12 protein-coding genes are annotated in these 14,905 nt (G+C 49.3%); 10 read left to right on the forward strand and 2 right to left on the reverse strand.

All coding sequences use genetic code 11. From position 1 onward, the window contains the following. The first annotated feature begins 138 nt into the window (after positions 1-138). Complete coding sequence (locus DYD62_RS08480) at positions 139-2,811, forward strand: PAS domain S-box protein (RefSeq protein ID WP_115226923.1); 2,673 nt, start codon at positions 139-141, stop codon at positions 2,809-2,811. A gap of 103 nt (positions 2,812-2,914) precedes the next feature. Here DYD62_RS08480 and DYD62_RS08485 read toward each other — a convergent pair whose 3' ends face one another. Beyond that, positions 2,915-3,538: a LysE/ArgO family amino acid transporter gene (locus DYD62_RS08485; protein WP_115226924.1), complete on the reverse strand. Its 624-nt coding sequence runs from the start codon at positions 3,536-3,538 to the stop codon at positions 2,915-2,917. Between the two features lie 231 nt (positions 3,539-3,769). Here DYD62_RS08485 and DYD62_RS08490 point away from each other — a divergent pair, with 231 nt between their 5' ends. The 9 genes from DYD62_RS08490 to DYD62_RS08530 all read left to right on the forward strand — a co-directional run bounded on the left by DYD62_RS08490 (position 3,770) and on the right by DYD62_RS08530 (position 12,127). Next, complete coding sequence (locus DYD62_RS08490) at positions 3,770-4,441, forward strand: energy transducer TonB (RefSeq protein WP_115226925.1); 672 nt, start codon at positions 3,770-3,772, stop codon at positions 4,439-4,441. Between the two features lie 12 nt (positions 4,442-4,453). Next, positions 4,454-5,131 carry a MotA/TolQ/ExbB proton channel family protein gene (locus DYD62_RS08495; protein ID WP_115226926.1) on the forward strand — a complete coding sequence of 226 codons (678 nt, stop codon included), beginning with the start codon at positions 4,454-4,456 and terminating at the stop codon, positions 5,129-5,131. Between the two features lie 2 nt (positions 5,132-5,133). Further along, on the forward strand, positions 5,134-5,544 hold the full coding sequence (locus DYD62_RS08500; protein ID WP_099397206.1) for an ExbD/TolR family protein: 411 nt from the start codon (positions 5,134-5,136) through the stop codon (positions 5,542-5,544). A gap of 162 nt (positions 5,545-5,706) precedes the next feature. After that, positions 5,707-7,803 carry a TonB-dependent receptor gene (locus DYD62_RS08505; RefSeq protein ID WP_172476487.1) on the forward strand — a complete coding sequence of 699 codons (2,097 nt, stop codon included), beginning with the start codon at positions 5,707-5,709 and terminating at the stop codon, positions 7,801-7,803. 129 nt (positions 7,804-7,932) lie between these two features. After that, a complete protein-coding gene (locus tag DYD62_RS08510; protein ID WP_115226928.1) occupies positions 7,933-8,613 on the forward strand; it encodes a Fe2+-dependent dioxygenase in 681 nt (226 codons plus the stop codon). Between the two features lie 109 nt (positions 8,614-8,722). After that, on the forward strand, positions 8,723-8,935 hold the full coding sequence (locus tag DYD62_RS08515) for an FmdB family zinc ribbon protein (RefSeq protein ID WP_099397209.1): 213 nt from the start codon (positions 8,723-8,725) through the stop codon (positions 8,933-8,935). Beyond that, entirely contained in the window at positions 8,928-9,593 is a 666-nt protein-coding gene (locus DYD62_RS08520; protein WP_233702891.1) for a DUF502 domain-containing protein, read from the forward strand. Before DYD62_RS08515 ends, DYD62_RS08520 begins: the two co-directional genes overlap by 8 nt. A 139-nt stretch (positions 9,594-9,732) precedes the next feature. After that, a complete protein-coding gene (gene aspS, locus DYD62_RS08525) occupies positions 9,733-11,538 on the forward strand; it encodes an aspartate--tRNA ligase (RefSeq protein WP_115226929.1) in 1,806 nt (601 codons plus the stop codon). Positions 11,539-11,755: 217 nt separating this feature from the next. After that, positions 11,756-12,127, forward strand: a complete 372-nt coding sequence (locus DYD62_RS08530) for a hypothetical protein (protein WP_132038616.1) — start codon at positions 11,756-11,758, stop codon at positions 12,125-12,127. 59 nt (positions 12,128-12,186) lie between these two features. Here the strand turns inward: DYD62_RS08530 and glnE are convergent, their stop codons facing one another. Then, the gene (gene glnE, locus DYD62_RS08535) at positions 12,187-14,868 is read right to left on the reverse strand and encodes a bifunctional [glutamate--ammonia ligase]-adenylyl-L-tyrosine phosphorylase/[glutamate--ammonia-ligase] adenylyltransferase (RefSeq protein ID WP_233702892.1); all 2,682 of its coding nucleotides are present in this window, start codon (positions 14,866-14,868) and stop codon (positions 12,187-12,189) included. Between the last annotated feature and the right edge of the window lie 37 nt (positions 14,869-14,905).

Here is a 14,905-nt window from a genome sequence, read left to right on the forward strand (position 1 = left end):
AAGGATGCTGTGCTTGCATTGTAAGCAAGGTGGTGAGCGTGGACGGGCTTGTCAGCTGGTGATCTTGAAGGGCAAGGAGGGGCAGTGCAAGTTGCTGAGTTCTTGTTAGGGGGCAGAAGGCCAGGATGGAGGGATGGAGTGGCATGGATTGCGCTATCCCTGTTGCTTGTCTTTCATGTTCTGCAATGGCCCGGCTATCTGTTTCTCTGTGTGCTTTTTATGGCATTAAGGGCCCCCGCTAAGGTGGATTGTAATACGGCTATTTTTGATGCCTCAGCTTTTGCCGTCTTGTTAAATGATCAAAAAGGGCAATGCTGCTATGTGAATGAAAAATGGCGCTTATTGTCTGGTTTATCTTTGCAGCAAGCCTTGGGGGAAGGCTGGTTGTCCGCTATTCATCCGGAAGATCGCCCTAGGGTGATTGCGATGTATGCGGCAGCAAGGCAAGGGCAGCTTCCTGTTGTGGAGTATCGTTTCCTGCCGGGGGAGGGGCGTGTAGTTTGGGTTTCTTCATCACTATTGCCTGTGCCAGGTTATGCCAATGTGAGTTGCCAAGCGTTAATTTGTGATTTAACAGCGTCAAAACGACAGGAAGCCGAACGCTCTGCTTTGCTTGTTGAACAAAAAGAAATGAAAGAAGAATTAGAAAGCATCTTAAGCAGCTCTAATGATCCGATTGTTGCTGTTGATATGGAATTCAGATTCAGTGTTTTTAATCAAAGCTTTGCTAGTCTGTTTTTCTTGTTGTATGGGGTGAAAGTAGCAAGGCGTGATTGTTTGCTGCATTACGAATTGAAATCTGAAGAAGACAGATCTAATTTAATTACTTTTTGGGGGCGTGTCTTGCAGGGGGAATGCTTTGTGATTCGCCGTGCTCTGCATGGGGATGACAAAATAATCCGGGTCTTTGATTTATCTTTCAGCCCGCAGTTTAATTCTGCAGGAAAGCAAATTGGTGCAATTAATGTTTTGCACGATGTAACGCTGTCTGCACAAACTGAACGTGCATTGCAAAAGAGTGAAGAGTTATTTAAAGCGGCCACTCAATCCAGTGTGGATGCCATTTATGTGCTGGAAGCCATCAAAGATGAAAGTTGGAAGCTGGTTGATTTTGATTTTTCTGAAGTGAATCAAAATGGATTTGATTTTTTGCAATTGCATTTAGACGATACGCCAAAAATGTCTTTTGAAAAAGCAGTAAATCGTATTGCATATGGCTATTTATTTGATGTGTGCAGTGATGTGTATTTTACTAAAACAAAATATCAGCAGGAAAAAGAATGTATTGGTCCTGATGGGAATAGTTGCTGGTTATTGTTTAGTGTGGTTGCCTTATCGAACGGTGTAGTGCTTACGGCCAGCGATATCAGTGAGCGAAAACAATCTGAGCTGGCTCTGGCTACTTTTAGTAGTTTGCAGCAGGCCATTCTTGATTCGGCAGGATCTGCAATTATTGTCACTGATTTATCAAATACGATCCGCTTATTTAATCAGGCCGCAGAGGAAATGCTGGGCTATCAGGCGGGCGAGCTGATCGGAAAAGAGACCCCCGCTGTTTTTCATCAGGCAGAGTCTGCCCGTTTATTTATTGCTGAATTTGAAAAAGAGTTGGGAGAGCCATTGCCAATTGGATCTGATGTTTTTTCAATTCAAGCCATGCGTTATACCCAGCGCGACTGGATTTATCAGCACCGGGATGGCCATGCTTTTCCGGTTGAATTAACCATGAATGTGGTTCGCAATCAGCAGGGTGAAATTACCGGCTATATGGGGATTGCGAATGATATCAGTGTTCGAAAAATGGCCGAAATGAAATTGCAGCAAAATGAATCACGCACCTCAGCTATTTTGGATAGCCTGCACGATTGCGTGCTTTCTGTGGGCATGAATGGTTTGATTCTGGATGCTAATCCTGCGGCATTAAAAGTATTTGCTTACGATAATTTAAGAGGAAAGTCCTTGAATTTATTATTTCCTCATTTGGGAGAAATGAATCTGCAGCAAAACCTGGCAGGGGAGATTTTTACGCGGCTGGGGGTTGATACGCAAGGTATGCGCGAGGTGGTTGCCATTAATAAAGAGGGGGTGGAAGTTTTAATGGATATGGCGCTGGCCGAAGTGGAAGTTGATGGTGCGCATGTTTTTATCACGACGCTGCATGATTTAACCCAGCACAAATTAGATGAACAAAAAATGCAGGAAACCATTGAAGAGCTGGAGGCGGTGCAGACCAGTTTAAGTGGCAGCCACGAGCAATTGTCTCAGGCCAATCAGGAATTATCTAGGCTGGCCCATCTGGATGGCCTGACAGGGATTGCTAACCGGCGCTTATTTGATCAGACGCTGGTGCAGGAGTGGGCGCGTGGGGCAAGGGCGGGTGAGTGTCTGGCGCTGGCGATGCTCGATGTGGATTACTTTAAGCGTTATAACGATCATTTTGGTCATCAGGCGGGCGATGAATGCCTGAAGCGGGTGGCTATGGCTATTGCCTCGGCTTTACATCGTCCTGGGGATTTTGCTGCGCGCTACGGCGGGGAGGAATTTGTGCTGGTGTTGCCGGGTACAGATCAGGAGGGTGCGGTACAGGTGGTCGAGGCGGTTTTAAATCAGGTACGTAATCTGGCTATTGTGCATCAGACATCGGATGTGGCGAAGGTAGTGACATTAAGTGCAGGCATTGCCGTTGTTTTGCCACTACAGGGGGTTGATCCCTATTGCCTTGTGCAGGCTGCCGATCAGGCCCTTTACCAAGCCAAGCATCAGGGACGAAATCGTTATTTTCTGGCAGGGGCAAATCGGCTCACAGAATAAGGGGATAGCGGCGTGTGTGAATTGTGGATAAGTCATCTAAGACATTGATCTGCTAAGGATAGAGGTGGGCTGCTTATTTATTAAGCAGCCCGTTTTTTTGCAACTAAAAAAAGCCTGCCATTTTGATCAGGGACACAGCAATAGCCAGCATCATAAAGCCAATCAGAATATCTAGAATCCGCCACGCTAATGGCTTATTAAACAGGTGGCTGAGCTTGCTGGAGCCATAGGCGAGCGAGAAAAACCAGACAAATGAAAATCCGACCGCGCCGAGTACAAATAGAGGCCGTTCGGCAGGGGCTTGTTGTGCGCCAATGGAGCCAACCAAAACCACGGTATCAAGCAGGGCGTGAGGGTTGAGCAAAGAAAAAGCCAGCCCCGCCAGTATCACTTTGCCCGGTGTGGCAAAGGCGCGTTCACGATGATCATCACCTAGAACATCGGGGTGGAGTGCCTTCTTAAATGCATTGAAGCCGTACCAGAGTACAAAAACAGTGCCAAAAATGGCCATCCAGCGCTGCAAATCGGGCATGGTGTTGAGCGCATGCCCCATGCCGGCCACACCAATCGACATCAAAACTAAATCACAAAGAGAGCAAATCAGAGCGGTCAGAAATATGTGTTGTCTGGTTAGACCCTGTCTTAATACAAAAGTGTTTTGTGCGCCAATGGCCATGATTAGGCTGGCTGATAATGCTGCACCATTAAATACAGTTGATATGGTCATCAGTGGGTCTTTTTTGAGAGGGCTAAAATAGTGAAGTCACCGACAATGTAAGGGATTCGTCTGCAAATGCCTAGGGTATGTTGACGTTTCATTCACGGCGCAATTGTGAATGAAACGTCAACATACCCTAGTTGTAAGTATTGCAAAATCTCTTGGTAGACAGGCTTTTTGTGCGGTGCAGAAATGTAAATATTGCTTGAAAGAAGAATTGTTCTCGTTTAAAGTGTGAGAATGATTATCAATAGAACTCTCATTGTTGCGGTGGCTTTGCTCGGCCACTCTGCTCTGCTTTATGGCTTAACGACGATGTCAGTGCAGCCTGCAAAGCCGAAGCAGGTACTCATGCTGCTTGCGCCTGCACCCATTCCTATGGGAGAGGATGTTGTTAAGCAGCCTGAAAGTAAGCCCCAGGCCAAACCCCGCCCTGTGATCAAGCCGCAAACAGCAAAACCAGTGCTTGCTAAGACAGTGAGTAAAACGCCCGAAACGATAAAAGCACCCGAGCAGATGGCCGTCGGGCAGATGGCTGCCGCTGCGCAAACGGCGGCGCCCGCAGAGGCTGTGCCTGCACCGGCTACGGCGGGCAGTAAAAACAGCAAGCAGGTTTCGGATGAAGTACCTGTTGAAACCCCCCCATTATTTAATACCAGCTATCTTGCAAATCCTCGTCCTTCCTACCCGGCTCAATCGATGGCACTGGGTGAAAAGGGGCGGGTGATGCTCAGGGTGAAGGTCAGTGAGTCTGGCCTGCCTATTGAGGTTGAATTAGCGCGCAGCAGCGGTTATCGCCGCCTAGATGATGCCGCTAAAAAAGCGGTTGAGCGCTGGAAGTTTGTGCCAGGCCGCCGTGGTGATAATCCGGTTGTAATGAGTGCCATGGTTCCTGTGGATTTTGTAATTTAAAAGAGGTTTGTAATGGATTTAGCGTTAATTTGGCATTCGGGTGACCCTGTTCTGGTGTCGGTTTTTGTGCTGCTGCTGACCATGTCGGTGGTGAGCTGGTGTCTGATTTTATTGCGCAGCAGCCTGCTTTTACGCATTAAACGCGGGCAAACCCGTTTTTTAGCCAGCTTTTGGAAAGCATCAGATTGGAATGAGGCCACCGGCTTGGCTGCCCATGCTATTGCACCTGAGGCCAAGCTGGCCCGTGCCGGCTGGGAAGGTTTGGCGCATTACCGCAGCAATGCCGGCAAGGGATTGGGTTTGGCTGTGTCTTTAGATGATTATCTGGTCCGCACTTTACGCACTCGCTTAAGCCAGGAAAACGCGCGCCTAGAGCTGGGTTTGTCATGGCTGGCAACGGTGGGCTCGGTGTCGCCCTTCGTAGGTTTGTTTGGCACGGTGTGGGGGATTTATCACGCGCTGGTGGCTATTGCAACCAAGGGTGATGCATCACTGGCAACGGTTGCCGGGCCTATCGGCGAAGCGCTCGTGGCAACGGCTGCAGGTTTGGCTGTGGCGATTCCCGCGGTGGTAGCTTACAACGCTTTTGTGCGGGCTAACCGGGTGATTGCGCAGGGGCTTGATGGTTTTGCACATGATTTGCATGCTCAGCTTTTAACCGCTGCCGCTGTAGAAAAAGAAGGTAAATAAGCATGGCTTTTGGTGGCTTTGATCAAAGCGATAACGCGCCGATGTCAGAAATCAATACGACGCCGCTTGTCGATGTGATGCTGGTGCTTCTGGTGGTGTTTATTGTAACTGCGCCAGTGATGACGCATTCCATTCGGGTTGATTTACCTAAGGCTAAGGCAGAAGTCACCCAGACACCGCCTGCGGTGCTGCGGGTTACGCTGACGGCAAGCGGGCAGATTGAGTGGGAAAAAACACCTGTTCGTGCGGATGAATTACCGCTTCGCTTCGCAACCGCCGTAGCAAAAGATGCTCAGACCGAGCTGCATTTGCTGGCGGACAAAAGCGTGCGTTACGAGCTGATTGCACAAACCATGTCGGCAGCAAGGCAAGCAGGGTTAACGAAAATTGGCCTGCTGACAGACGGAAACTGATTAAGCATAAGACTGAACGTTTTACCGGACGAAGGTCAGATGACCTTCGTTTTTTTTGACTCAAAAAAAATAGAAGACCTACCCATGAGAGAGATACACAAGCCTAAATCGGCCATCCGCCACCTGGCTAAACTGCCTGCGGCTGCAGCATTATTTGGCGCGATGAGCGCAAATGCAGCACCGATTGACGAAGTGAAGCTCGCACCGGTTGAAGTAAAGGCCGATGTTAAAAACACCAAAGACACCGATAAAACCTACAACGCGCCTGTGACCCACGTAGGCCGCACGCCACAGGCCGCGCGTGATATTCCGCAATCTACTACCAGCGTGACTCGTTCTTTAATGAATGACCAGGATAGCAATTCTTTGAAAGAAGCATTGCGAAATGCGGTGGGAATTACTTTTAATGCCTCTGAAGGTGGCAGTAGTGGCGATGGCGTGCGCTTGCGTGGTTTTGGTGCGTCTAACGATTTGTATTTAGATAATTTCCGCGATGCGGCGCAATACAATCGCGATACATTTAATACCGATACGGTAGAAGTGTTGCGTGGCCCGGCTTCGATGGTTTATGGACGCGGTTCAACCGGTGGTATTGTTAATCAAGTTAGCAAAACACCCTTTCGTGGTGATTTAAATCAATTTACTGGGACTATCGGTACGGAGTCGTTTTACCGTGGTGAAGCAGATTTGAATCGGAGCTTGAGTGATAATTCTGCGTTACGCGTGAATGTGATGGCGCAAAAGGCAGGTAGTACGCGTGAAGGTGCGGAGACTAATCGCTGGGGGGTTGCGCCTTCTTTGGTTTTGGGTTTGGGTGAGCCTACTGAAGTGACTCTTTCTTTGATGCATTATCAGGAAAACAATATTCCTGACTATGGCGTTCCTTACTACATGCCAACATTGCAACCGATTGAGCGTGTAGATCAGTTTTATGGTTTGAAGAAAGTGGATTATGAAAAAAATAAAACCGATGTGGCTAGTTTGAATATTCAGCATCGTATTAATCCTAATCTTTTACTGAAAAACTCAACGCGCATTGGTATTTACTCCCTTGATTTATGGGCTACACAAGCAGGTTTAAAGCTTGCGACACCGACTTCTCCAGTGACGGATGACACTGTGGTCGGGCGAAATCGTAAGCTGCGTATGCGCGATCAAGAAATTTACTCAAATGTGACCGATTTGTTATGGGATTTTGACATCGGCACCCTTCGACACAATGTTATGTTGGGCTTTGAGCTGACGCGTGAAAAGGTAGATAACTTTGTTCGAGGCGGAGCATGTACTCTTCCTACGACTACTGTGGGAAATAGCAACCCTCATGCTGAAGTGACTAGCTGTCCTGCGCCTGTTATAACAAGCATTTCACGGGTGAATGGAGATACTATCGCGGCGTATGCTCAAGATTTAATTGAGCTAAATCCACAGTGGAAAGTATTGCTTGGTGGTCGTTTTGATCACTTTAAGGTAGATACTGATTATGAAGATAAAGCACCTGGTGCTATGCCTCAGGCGTCGCGGTCACGATTAGATAATGTTATGAGCTGGCGTACTGGCTTGATATTTCAGCCTACTGCAACACAATCTTATTACATTTCATATGGTACTTCTTTCAACCCTTCTGCAGAGTCTTACTCTCTGGATCCTTTGGGCGTGAATACCCCTCCAGAAAAAAACCGCAATATTGAAGCGGGTGCTCGTTGGGAATTACTTGAAGGTGGCTTGAATTTACGTGCGGCATTATTTCGCACAGAAAAAACGAATGAACGTCAGACAGATATGGATGGCAATCAAAACTCAGCATATTTGTTATCCGGCCGACGTCATACCGATGGTATAGAGGTCGAGGCCGCAGGTCGTATTAGTGAGAATTGGCAGGTGTTTGGTGGATTTACACTGATGAAGCCAATCATTGACGAGCGAGCACCTACAGGTAAGCCTTCGGTAGAAGGGAATGATGCAGATAATGCACCTCGCTATACCGCTAATATGTGGAGCACTTACCAAATTGATAGTAATTGGAAAGTGGGTGGGGGCTTTAATATGATGGCTAAGCGTTATACCAGTTTAGAAAACACAGTTTACTTGCCTAAATATACGCGCTGGGATGCCATGGGTGAGTACCGCTTCCGTGATTACAGTGTGCAGTTGAATGTTAATAACTTATTTGACACTGCCCACTATGAAGGGCTCTATCGCGGCTTTACCGTGCCAGGTACAGGCCGTACAGCACATTTAACAGCCAGCTATCGTTTCTGATCTTTTGTTAAAGGCGCCTGTGCTGCTTAATGTTTAAAGCAGTGTGTTAATCGTGCGCTAAGTCAAGCCGCCATGCTATTTTTGCGTGGCGGTTTTTTGCATTTTGAGTTTGATTAAAGGATTTGTTATATGTTGTTGCATATTCCTCAGGTGCTGGATGCGCAGACTGTGGCTTATTGTCGGGAGCGGCTGGAAACGGCTCAGTGGCAGGATGGCAAAATGACTTCGGGCACGCTATCCGTGTCGGTGAAACGCAATGAGCAGCTGGCAAAAGACAGCCCGCTGGCAAAAGAGCTGGGGGCGATTATTTTGCAGGCGCTCAATGCCAATGAGATGTTTTTTTCTGCCGCGCTGCCCAGCTACGTGATGCCGCCGCAATTTAACCGCTACGAAAACAGCATGGATTTAGGCAATCATATTGATAATGCCGTGCAGGGGATTTTTGGCACGCAAGAGCGTATCCGTGCGGATTTATCGGCCACGTTGTTTTTTGCTGAGCCAGAGGATTACGACGGTGGCGAGCTGGTGATCGAAGATACCTACGGTGTGCATGAGGTAAAGCTGGCTGCGGGCGACATGATTTTATATCCGTCCACCAGCCTGCATCGGGTGGAGCCGGTTACCCGTGGTGCGCGGCTGGCTTCATTTATGTGGATTCAAAGCATGGTGCGTGATGTGGGCGAGCGGGCGGTATTGTTTGATCTGGACACCTCCATCCGCCAGTTGCGCCAGCAGGGCGGATCGCACGATATTGCCACTTCGCTGACAGGCACCTATCACAATTTATTACGCCGCTGGGCTGATCTGTAGCCTTAAGAGTGCTTGTGGTGAAAATTTTTATGCTTTCTCAGCCTCTGCGGGTTCGATCAGTGTGCCTATACGCGGTATAATCCGTGTTTTTTGTGTGAGCTTACACGTAATGCCTATTTATGCTTATCGCTGTGCTGCTTGCGGTCATTCTGACGAGCATATTCAGAAGATGTCGGATGACACGCTTACCGTGTGCCCTGCCTGCCATGCATCCTCTTATGAAAAGCAGCTGACTGCGGCTGGCTTTCAATTGAAAGGGAACGGCTGGTATGTGACCGATTTTAAAGGTGGACCTTCGTCTAAATCGCCCACGGATGCTTAATAAATCCATGCTGATGACGCATTTCAAAAAATACTTACTGACAGGTTTATTAGTGTGGGTGCCTTTGGCTATCACGCTGTGGGTCTTGCAGCTGATTATTGGCACGATGGATCAGATCGGTGCTTTATTACCTACTTCAATGCGACCGGATTCATGGCTGCTGCAGGCTTTAGAGGGATCGTTTCCCTTTTTAGTGGGCTCGCATCATATTCCTGGTTTTGGCGTGATTCTGACCGTCGTTGTATTACTGCTGACGGGTGTGTTTGCGACCAATGTGCTGGGCCTGCGCTTATTGCAGGTCGGGGAAAAAGTTCTTAACCGCATTCCCATCGTGCGTTCAATTTATAGCAGCGTGAAGCAGGTTTCAGATACTTTGTTTTCTGATTCCGGCCAAGCGTTTCGTCAGGCGCTGCTTGTGCGTTTTCCTCACGGGGATGCTTGGACGATTGCTTTTATGACCGGAATGCCGGGAGGGGAAGTGGCCGCCGTACTGGATGGTGATTATGTGAGTGTTTATGTACCCACAACACCTAACCCCACCTCAGGCTATTTTATTATGGTTAAAAAGGCCGACGTGATCGAGCTGGATATGAGCGTCGATGAAGCTTTAAAGTATGTTATTTCGATGGGTGTGGTTACACCCGGCAAGACGGTTTAATCCGTTACAAAGCCAAAGATGGCGTTAAAAATGCTTTGCAGCGATTGCGTTTTTCGCTCAGGGCTTTTTTTTCTTATCCTTGGCTTTTTCAATCACTTGCCAGCATGATCAACACTGATTAAATCAAAGAGAAAACTAAATGCGTACAGATTACTGTGGTCTTATTGACAGCCGTTACCTCGGGCAAACCGTCACCATTAAAGGTTGGGCGCATCGTCGCCGTGATCATGGTGGTGTGATCTTTATCGATCTGCGTGATCGTGAAGGTTTGGTACAGGTTGTGATCAACCCGGATACCCCGGAAGCGTTTACTACTGCGGATTCCTCCCGCAATGAATATGTTCTGGAAATCACCGGTCTGGTGCGTGCCCGTCCGGAAGGCGCAGCCAATAAAAACCTGATTTCTGGCGAAATTGAAATTGTGGCCACTGAAATCAAAATTCTGAATACCGCAGTCACCCCACCGTTCCAGATCGATGATGAAAATCTCTCTGAAAACGTACGTCTGCAAAACCGCGTGATTGACCTGCGTCGTCCGGTCATGCAAAAAAATCTGCGCCTGCGTTATCGCATCGCCATGCTGATCCGTAATTACCTGGACAGCCGTGGCTTTATTGATATCGAAACCCCGATGCTGACCCGCTCCACACCAGAAGGCGCACGCGATTATCTGGTGCCTAGCCGTGTGCACGATGGTCAGTTTTTTGCTTTGCCACAATCGCCACAACTATTTAAACAATTGCTGATGGTGGCGGGTTTTGATCGTTACTACCAAATTGTGAAGTGCTTCCGCGATGAAGATTTACGTGCTGATCGTCAGCCGGAATTCACCCAGATCGATATCGAAACCTCGTTCCTGAACGAACACGAAATCATGGACATCACCGAATCGATGGCCAAGCACGTGTTTAAAGAAGGGATTGGCGTTGAGCTGACCGACTTCCCGCGCATGACTTACGCCGATGCCATGTATTACTATGGCTCGGATAAGCCTGATCTGCGTGTGACTTTGAAATTTGTTGAGCTGACCGATCTGATGAAGACGGAAGAATTCAAAGTATTCCGCTCTGCTGCAGAAATGGCCAATGGCCGCGTAGTAGGTTTGCGCGTACCGGGTGGTGCTGCACTTAGCCGTAAGGAAATCGACGAGTACACCAAGTTTGTGGCGATTTACGGCGCTAAGGGTCTGGCTTACATTAAAGTGAACGATGTTACTAAACTGAGCAATGACGAGCACTCAGGCCTGCAATCTCCGATTGTTAAAAATCTGTCTGAAGCCGCGCTGAAAGAAATTATCGCCCGCACCGGTGCAACGGATGGCGATCTGATTTTCTTTGGTGCAGATAAAGCTAAGGTAGTGAATGAGGCGATTGGCGCATTGCGTATCAAGATTGGTCACGAGAAAGGCGAGGCGGGCGGCTACTTTGCTCAAGGCTGGAAGCCAATGTGGGTGATTGATTTCCCAATGTTCGAGCACGACGAAGAAGCCGATCGCTGGACCGCGTGTCACCATCCGTTTACTGCACCGCAAGACGGCCACGAAGATATGCTGGATAACAATCCGGGCGCATGTATCGCTAAAGCCTACGATATGGTGCTAAACGGCTCTGAAATTGGTGGTGGCTCGATTCGTATTTACCGCGAAGAAATGCAATCCAAAGTATTCCGCGCACTGAAAATTGATGCTGAAGAAGCGCAAAACAAATTTGGCTTCTTGTTAGAAAACCTGCAGTTTGGTGCGCCTCCGCACGGTGGTTTAGCATTTGGTCTGGATCGTTTGGTGACTTTGATGGTGGGTGCGGAATCTATCCGTGACGTGATCGCCTTCCCTAAAACCCAGCGCGCACAGTGTTTGCTGACCGATGCACCCAATAGCGTGGATGAAAAACAACTGCGTGAATTGCATATCCGCTTGCGTCAGAAGGCTGAAGTCGCAGCAAGCTGATCTGCATCGCTTCGACTAAAAAGCACCTGCAAATGCAGGTGCTTTTTTTTTGCCCCAGCGCTGGTATGAAAGCGTATCATTATATTTATTGCTTTCTAATGAAAGGTTTAGTGTGGATTCGTATCATAGTTGCGGGCATCCCGTCTTACCAATTGCTGATACCTATGCAGATGAAAGCGAATATGCGCCGCGTTCCGGTTTTTTTTGCACCCAGTGTATGCAAACGGTGCAGCTGCCTTTTCATACCCATATTTATGTAAATTTACAGCAAGTGGCGCCGGGGATGGCCGCGTTTGTGCTGGAGGTGAGCGATAGCGGGCCCGAGTTTGCTGACTTTTTAGCTGCATTGGGTTTTGCATTTCGTCAGGCGTCGGTGAGCGAGCTGGAGCCGGGGGGCGATGTGGGGCTTAATCCTGTCTGGCGTAAAGAATTCTGGTTTGAATTAAGCTTGCAGCCGGATCTCGTTGTGGCACTGATGGGGCGGATACGCGAAGAGGCGTATTTGCTGGCGGATTACCTGCCTAATGGCGCTGCAGCGGTCAGCTTTGCTGCGTTCCCAGATGTAAGCGCCAATGAACATCAAATATAGCGTTGTTTTTAAAAGGAATCCGACGGGCTGATGTTTGGCCCGTCTTTTATCGTCTTGTTTTAATCTTCCCCGAATAGTGTTTTCCAGAGTAGGCGCACTGCGGCCAGTTGTGGCTGAATAGGGGTCAGCATTTTGCTTGTCAGCTGAGTGCCATTCAGGCGGCTGCTATGCTGCAGGCGGCGTAATTCCCGATAGCCATCTGCGGCAAGCTGAGCCGCTTCCAGAGGGATTAATCCCTGCCGGGCTGCGGTGGTCAGCAGAGCGATATTGCCGCTGTTAAGGCAAAAATCCTGATGCGCACTGGCGTGGGCAAGAATCAGGTATTGCATAATAAATTCGATATCCACAATACCGCCCCGCACATGTTTTACATCTTCTGCATGTGCCGGATGCGTTTCCAGCATGCGCTCCCGCATGGTTTTTACTTCCTCACGCAGCTTGGCTAAATCACGGGGTGTGCGCAAAATATCTTCGCGTATGGCCTCAAAAGCATTGCCCACAATGCGATCACCGGCGCAGTAGCGGGCGCGGGTCAGCGCCTGATGTTCCCATACCCATGCCGATTCGCGTTGATACTGTGCAAATGCGCCAATGCTGGAAACCAGCAGGCCCGATGTGCCATTGGGGCGCAGGCGCAAATCAATATCGTAAAGATGGCCGGCGGGCGTCAGCGCGGTCAGCCAGTTCACCACGCGTTTGGCGTATTTGGCATAGACTTCGGGCGCGTTGGGGTGATCATCATCAAAGAGGTAAACGATGTCTAGATCTGAGGCAAAACCCAGCTCTTTACCACCCAGTTTGCCGTAGCCAATGACCGCAAATTGCGGGTGACTGCGGTGTTTGTTCGGCAGCTCTTGCCAGACTTGCTCAAGCGTAACGGTGAGCATTAAATCGGCCAGATCAGATAAATGATCAGATACCGTTTCTAAAACCAGCAAGCCGTCTAAATCCTGGCACACCAGTCTGAATACCTGCGCATGCTGAAAATGGCGCAGGCAATCCATTTTGGCTTCGGTGTCATCGTCTAAATCTTTTAACTCCTGGCGCAAAATTTTGCCAAGCTTTGGCCAGTCTGGTTGCTCTTCTAGTAAGCGAAAATCGAGCAGCTCATCCAGCAAAATAGGATGGCGGGTCAGATACTGCGAAACCCATGGGCTGGCACTATAGAGGCTGGCAAGTCGCTTGAGTGTGCGCGGGTGCTCGGCTAGTAGGGCAAGGTAGGATTCGCGGCGGCTGATGGCCTCGAGTAAATCGAGAATACGGGTGAACGTAGCGTCAGGATTATGAAAACTGGCGGCTACTTCGATTAAAGGTGGCAGAATGCTGTCGATGCGTTTTCGGCAGCGGTCTGGCATTTGCTGATAGCGGCTGCTGCTTTGCATTGCGGCAAGCCGGCGGTTGATTTCATCCGGGTTTTCAAAGCCCAGCGTGGCCAGATCGGTGCTGTCGCCATCCTGTGCGCTCAGCCAGATGGCGGCTTGCGGATGGGCTTCGCCCTCGTCCGGTGGCAAAACAAATACATGCTCGAAGTGCTGGTTGACGCGGCTGCGGTGAATTGTGAGCTGCTCTCTGAATTGCTCCCACTGTGCAAACCCCATACTGTGCGCGATGCGGGCCTGATCTTCCGTATTTAAAGGCAGCATCTGGGTTTGTGCGTCGTCCAGATACATTAAGCGATGTTCGGTATTACGTAAGAAGCGGTAAGCCTCCTGCAACTCTGCTACGGCGGCGTGGGTAAGTATGCCTTGCTGGGCCAGCTCATCCAGAATGGCTACTGTTGGGCGCAGCTGTAAAATTTTATTGCGCCCGCCCCGTATCAGCTGAAAAACTTGGCCTATGAATTCGATTTCACGAATCCCGCCCGGCCCCAGCTTAATATTGTCGATTTTGTCTTTGCGGGCGACTTCGCGGCGGATCTGGCTGTGCAGCTCACGCATGGAGTGATACGCGCCGTAATCTAGATATTTGCGGTAAACAAAAGGCGTCACCATTTGCATCAGCCCGGTTTCATCGCCAGAGAGTGCGCGGGCTTTGATCCACGCATAACGCTCCCACTCGCGGCCTTGGGTGAGTAAATAGCTTTCTAAGGCTGCAAAACTGCAGGCCAGCGGGCCTACATCACCAAATGGGCGCAGCCGCATATCCACTCTGAATACAAAGCCATCTTCGGTGATTTCGCCAATTAGATTAATCAGGCGTTTGCCAATCAGGGCAAAGTATTCAGAGTTACTGATTTTGCGCGGCCCAGTGGTTTGGCCGTCTTCGGGGAAAATAAAGATCAGATCAATATCTGATGAGACATTTAGCTCACGCCCGCCTAATTTGCCCATGCCCACAATAATGAGCTCCTGCACCTGCCCAGATTCCTCGCCAATGGGCTGACCATAACGAGCGTCGGGCTGCGATACCCATGCCAAAGCGGTGGCCAGCGTAACCTCGGCTAAATCACTGATGCTGTGCATCACTTCGGTCAGATCAGATAACCCGGCCAGCTCTCTGCTGATCAGTCTGGCCATAACGGCTTGGCGTAAGCGGCGTAAGCGTTGTTTTAAAGCCTGATCGTCCATGCCGGACAGCTGGCTTAGCTGTTCTTCCATCATCTGCCGGGTGTAAGGCTGGGCAAGTTGCTCGGCTGTTTCTTCGGCCAGATGGGGGTGGCGGAGCAGTAGTTGCTGAAGGTATCGGCTGTGCGCTAAGGCCGGGGCAAGTAAGGATTTAGAACTTTGCATCAGATCAGTCATCGGTGGAGGCTCAAAAACGGTTAAAATCAAGTATCCC

The organism is Iodobacter fluviatilis, from assembly GCF_900451195.1.
GTDB classification, from domain to species: domain Bacteria; phylum Pseudomonadota; class Gammaproteobacteria; order Burkholderiales; family Chitinibacteraceae; genus Iodobacter; species Iodobacter fluviatilis.

Excerpts from the sequence above, each read along its gene's own strand:
- aspS (WP_115226929.1), top strand. The coding sequence starts at position 9,733 with ATGCGTACAGATTACTGTGGTCTTATTGACAGCCGTTACCTCGGGCAA.
- DYD62_RS08500 (WP_099397206.1), top strand. The coding sequence starts at position 5,134 with ATGGCTTTTGGTGGCTTTGATCAAAGCGATAACGCGCCGATGTCAGAA.
- DYD62_RS08515 (WP_099397209.1), top strand. The coding sequence starts at position 8,723 with ATGCCTATTTATGCTTATCGCTGTGCTGCTTGCGGTCATTCTGACGAG.
- DYD62_RS08530 (WP_132038616.1), top strand. The coding sequence starts at position 11,756 with ATGCAAACGGTGCAGCTGCCTTTTCATACCCATATTTATGTAAATTTA.
- DYD62_RS08495 (WP_115226926.1), top strand. The coding sequence starts at position 4,454 with ATGGATTTAGCGTTAATTTGGCATTCGGGTGACCCTGTTCTGGTGTCG.
- glnE (WP_233702892.1), bottom strand. The coding sequence starts at position 14,868 with ATGACTGATCTGATGCAAAGTTCTAAATCCTTACTTGCCCCGGCCTTA.
- DYD62_RS08510 (WP_115226928.1), top strand. The coding sequence starts at position 7,933 with ATGTTGTTGCATATTCCTCAGGTGCTGGATGCGCAGACTGTGGCTTAT.
- DYD62_RS08505 (WP_172476487.1), top strand. The coding sequence starts at position 5,707 with ATGAGCGCAAATGCAGCACCGATTGACGAAGTGAAGCTCGCACCGGTT.
- DYD62_RS08490 (WP_115226925.1), top strand. The coding sequence starts at position 3,770 with ATGATTATCAATAGAACTCTCATTGTTGCGGTGGCTTTGCTCGGCCAC.
- DYD62_RS08485 (WP_115226924.1), bottom strand. The coding sequence starts at position 3,538 with ATGACCATATCAACTGTATTTAATGGTGCAGCATTATCAGCCAGCCTA.
- DYD62_RS08520 (WP_233702891.1), top strand. The coding sequence starts at position 8,928 with ATGCTTAATAAATCCATGCTGATGACGCATTTCAAAAAATACTTACTG.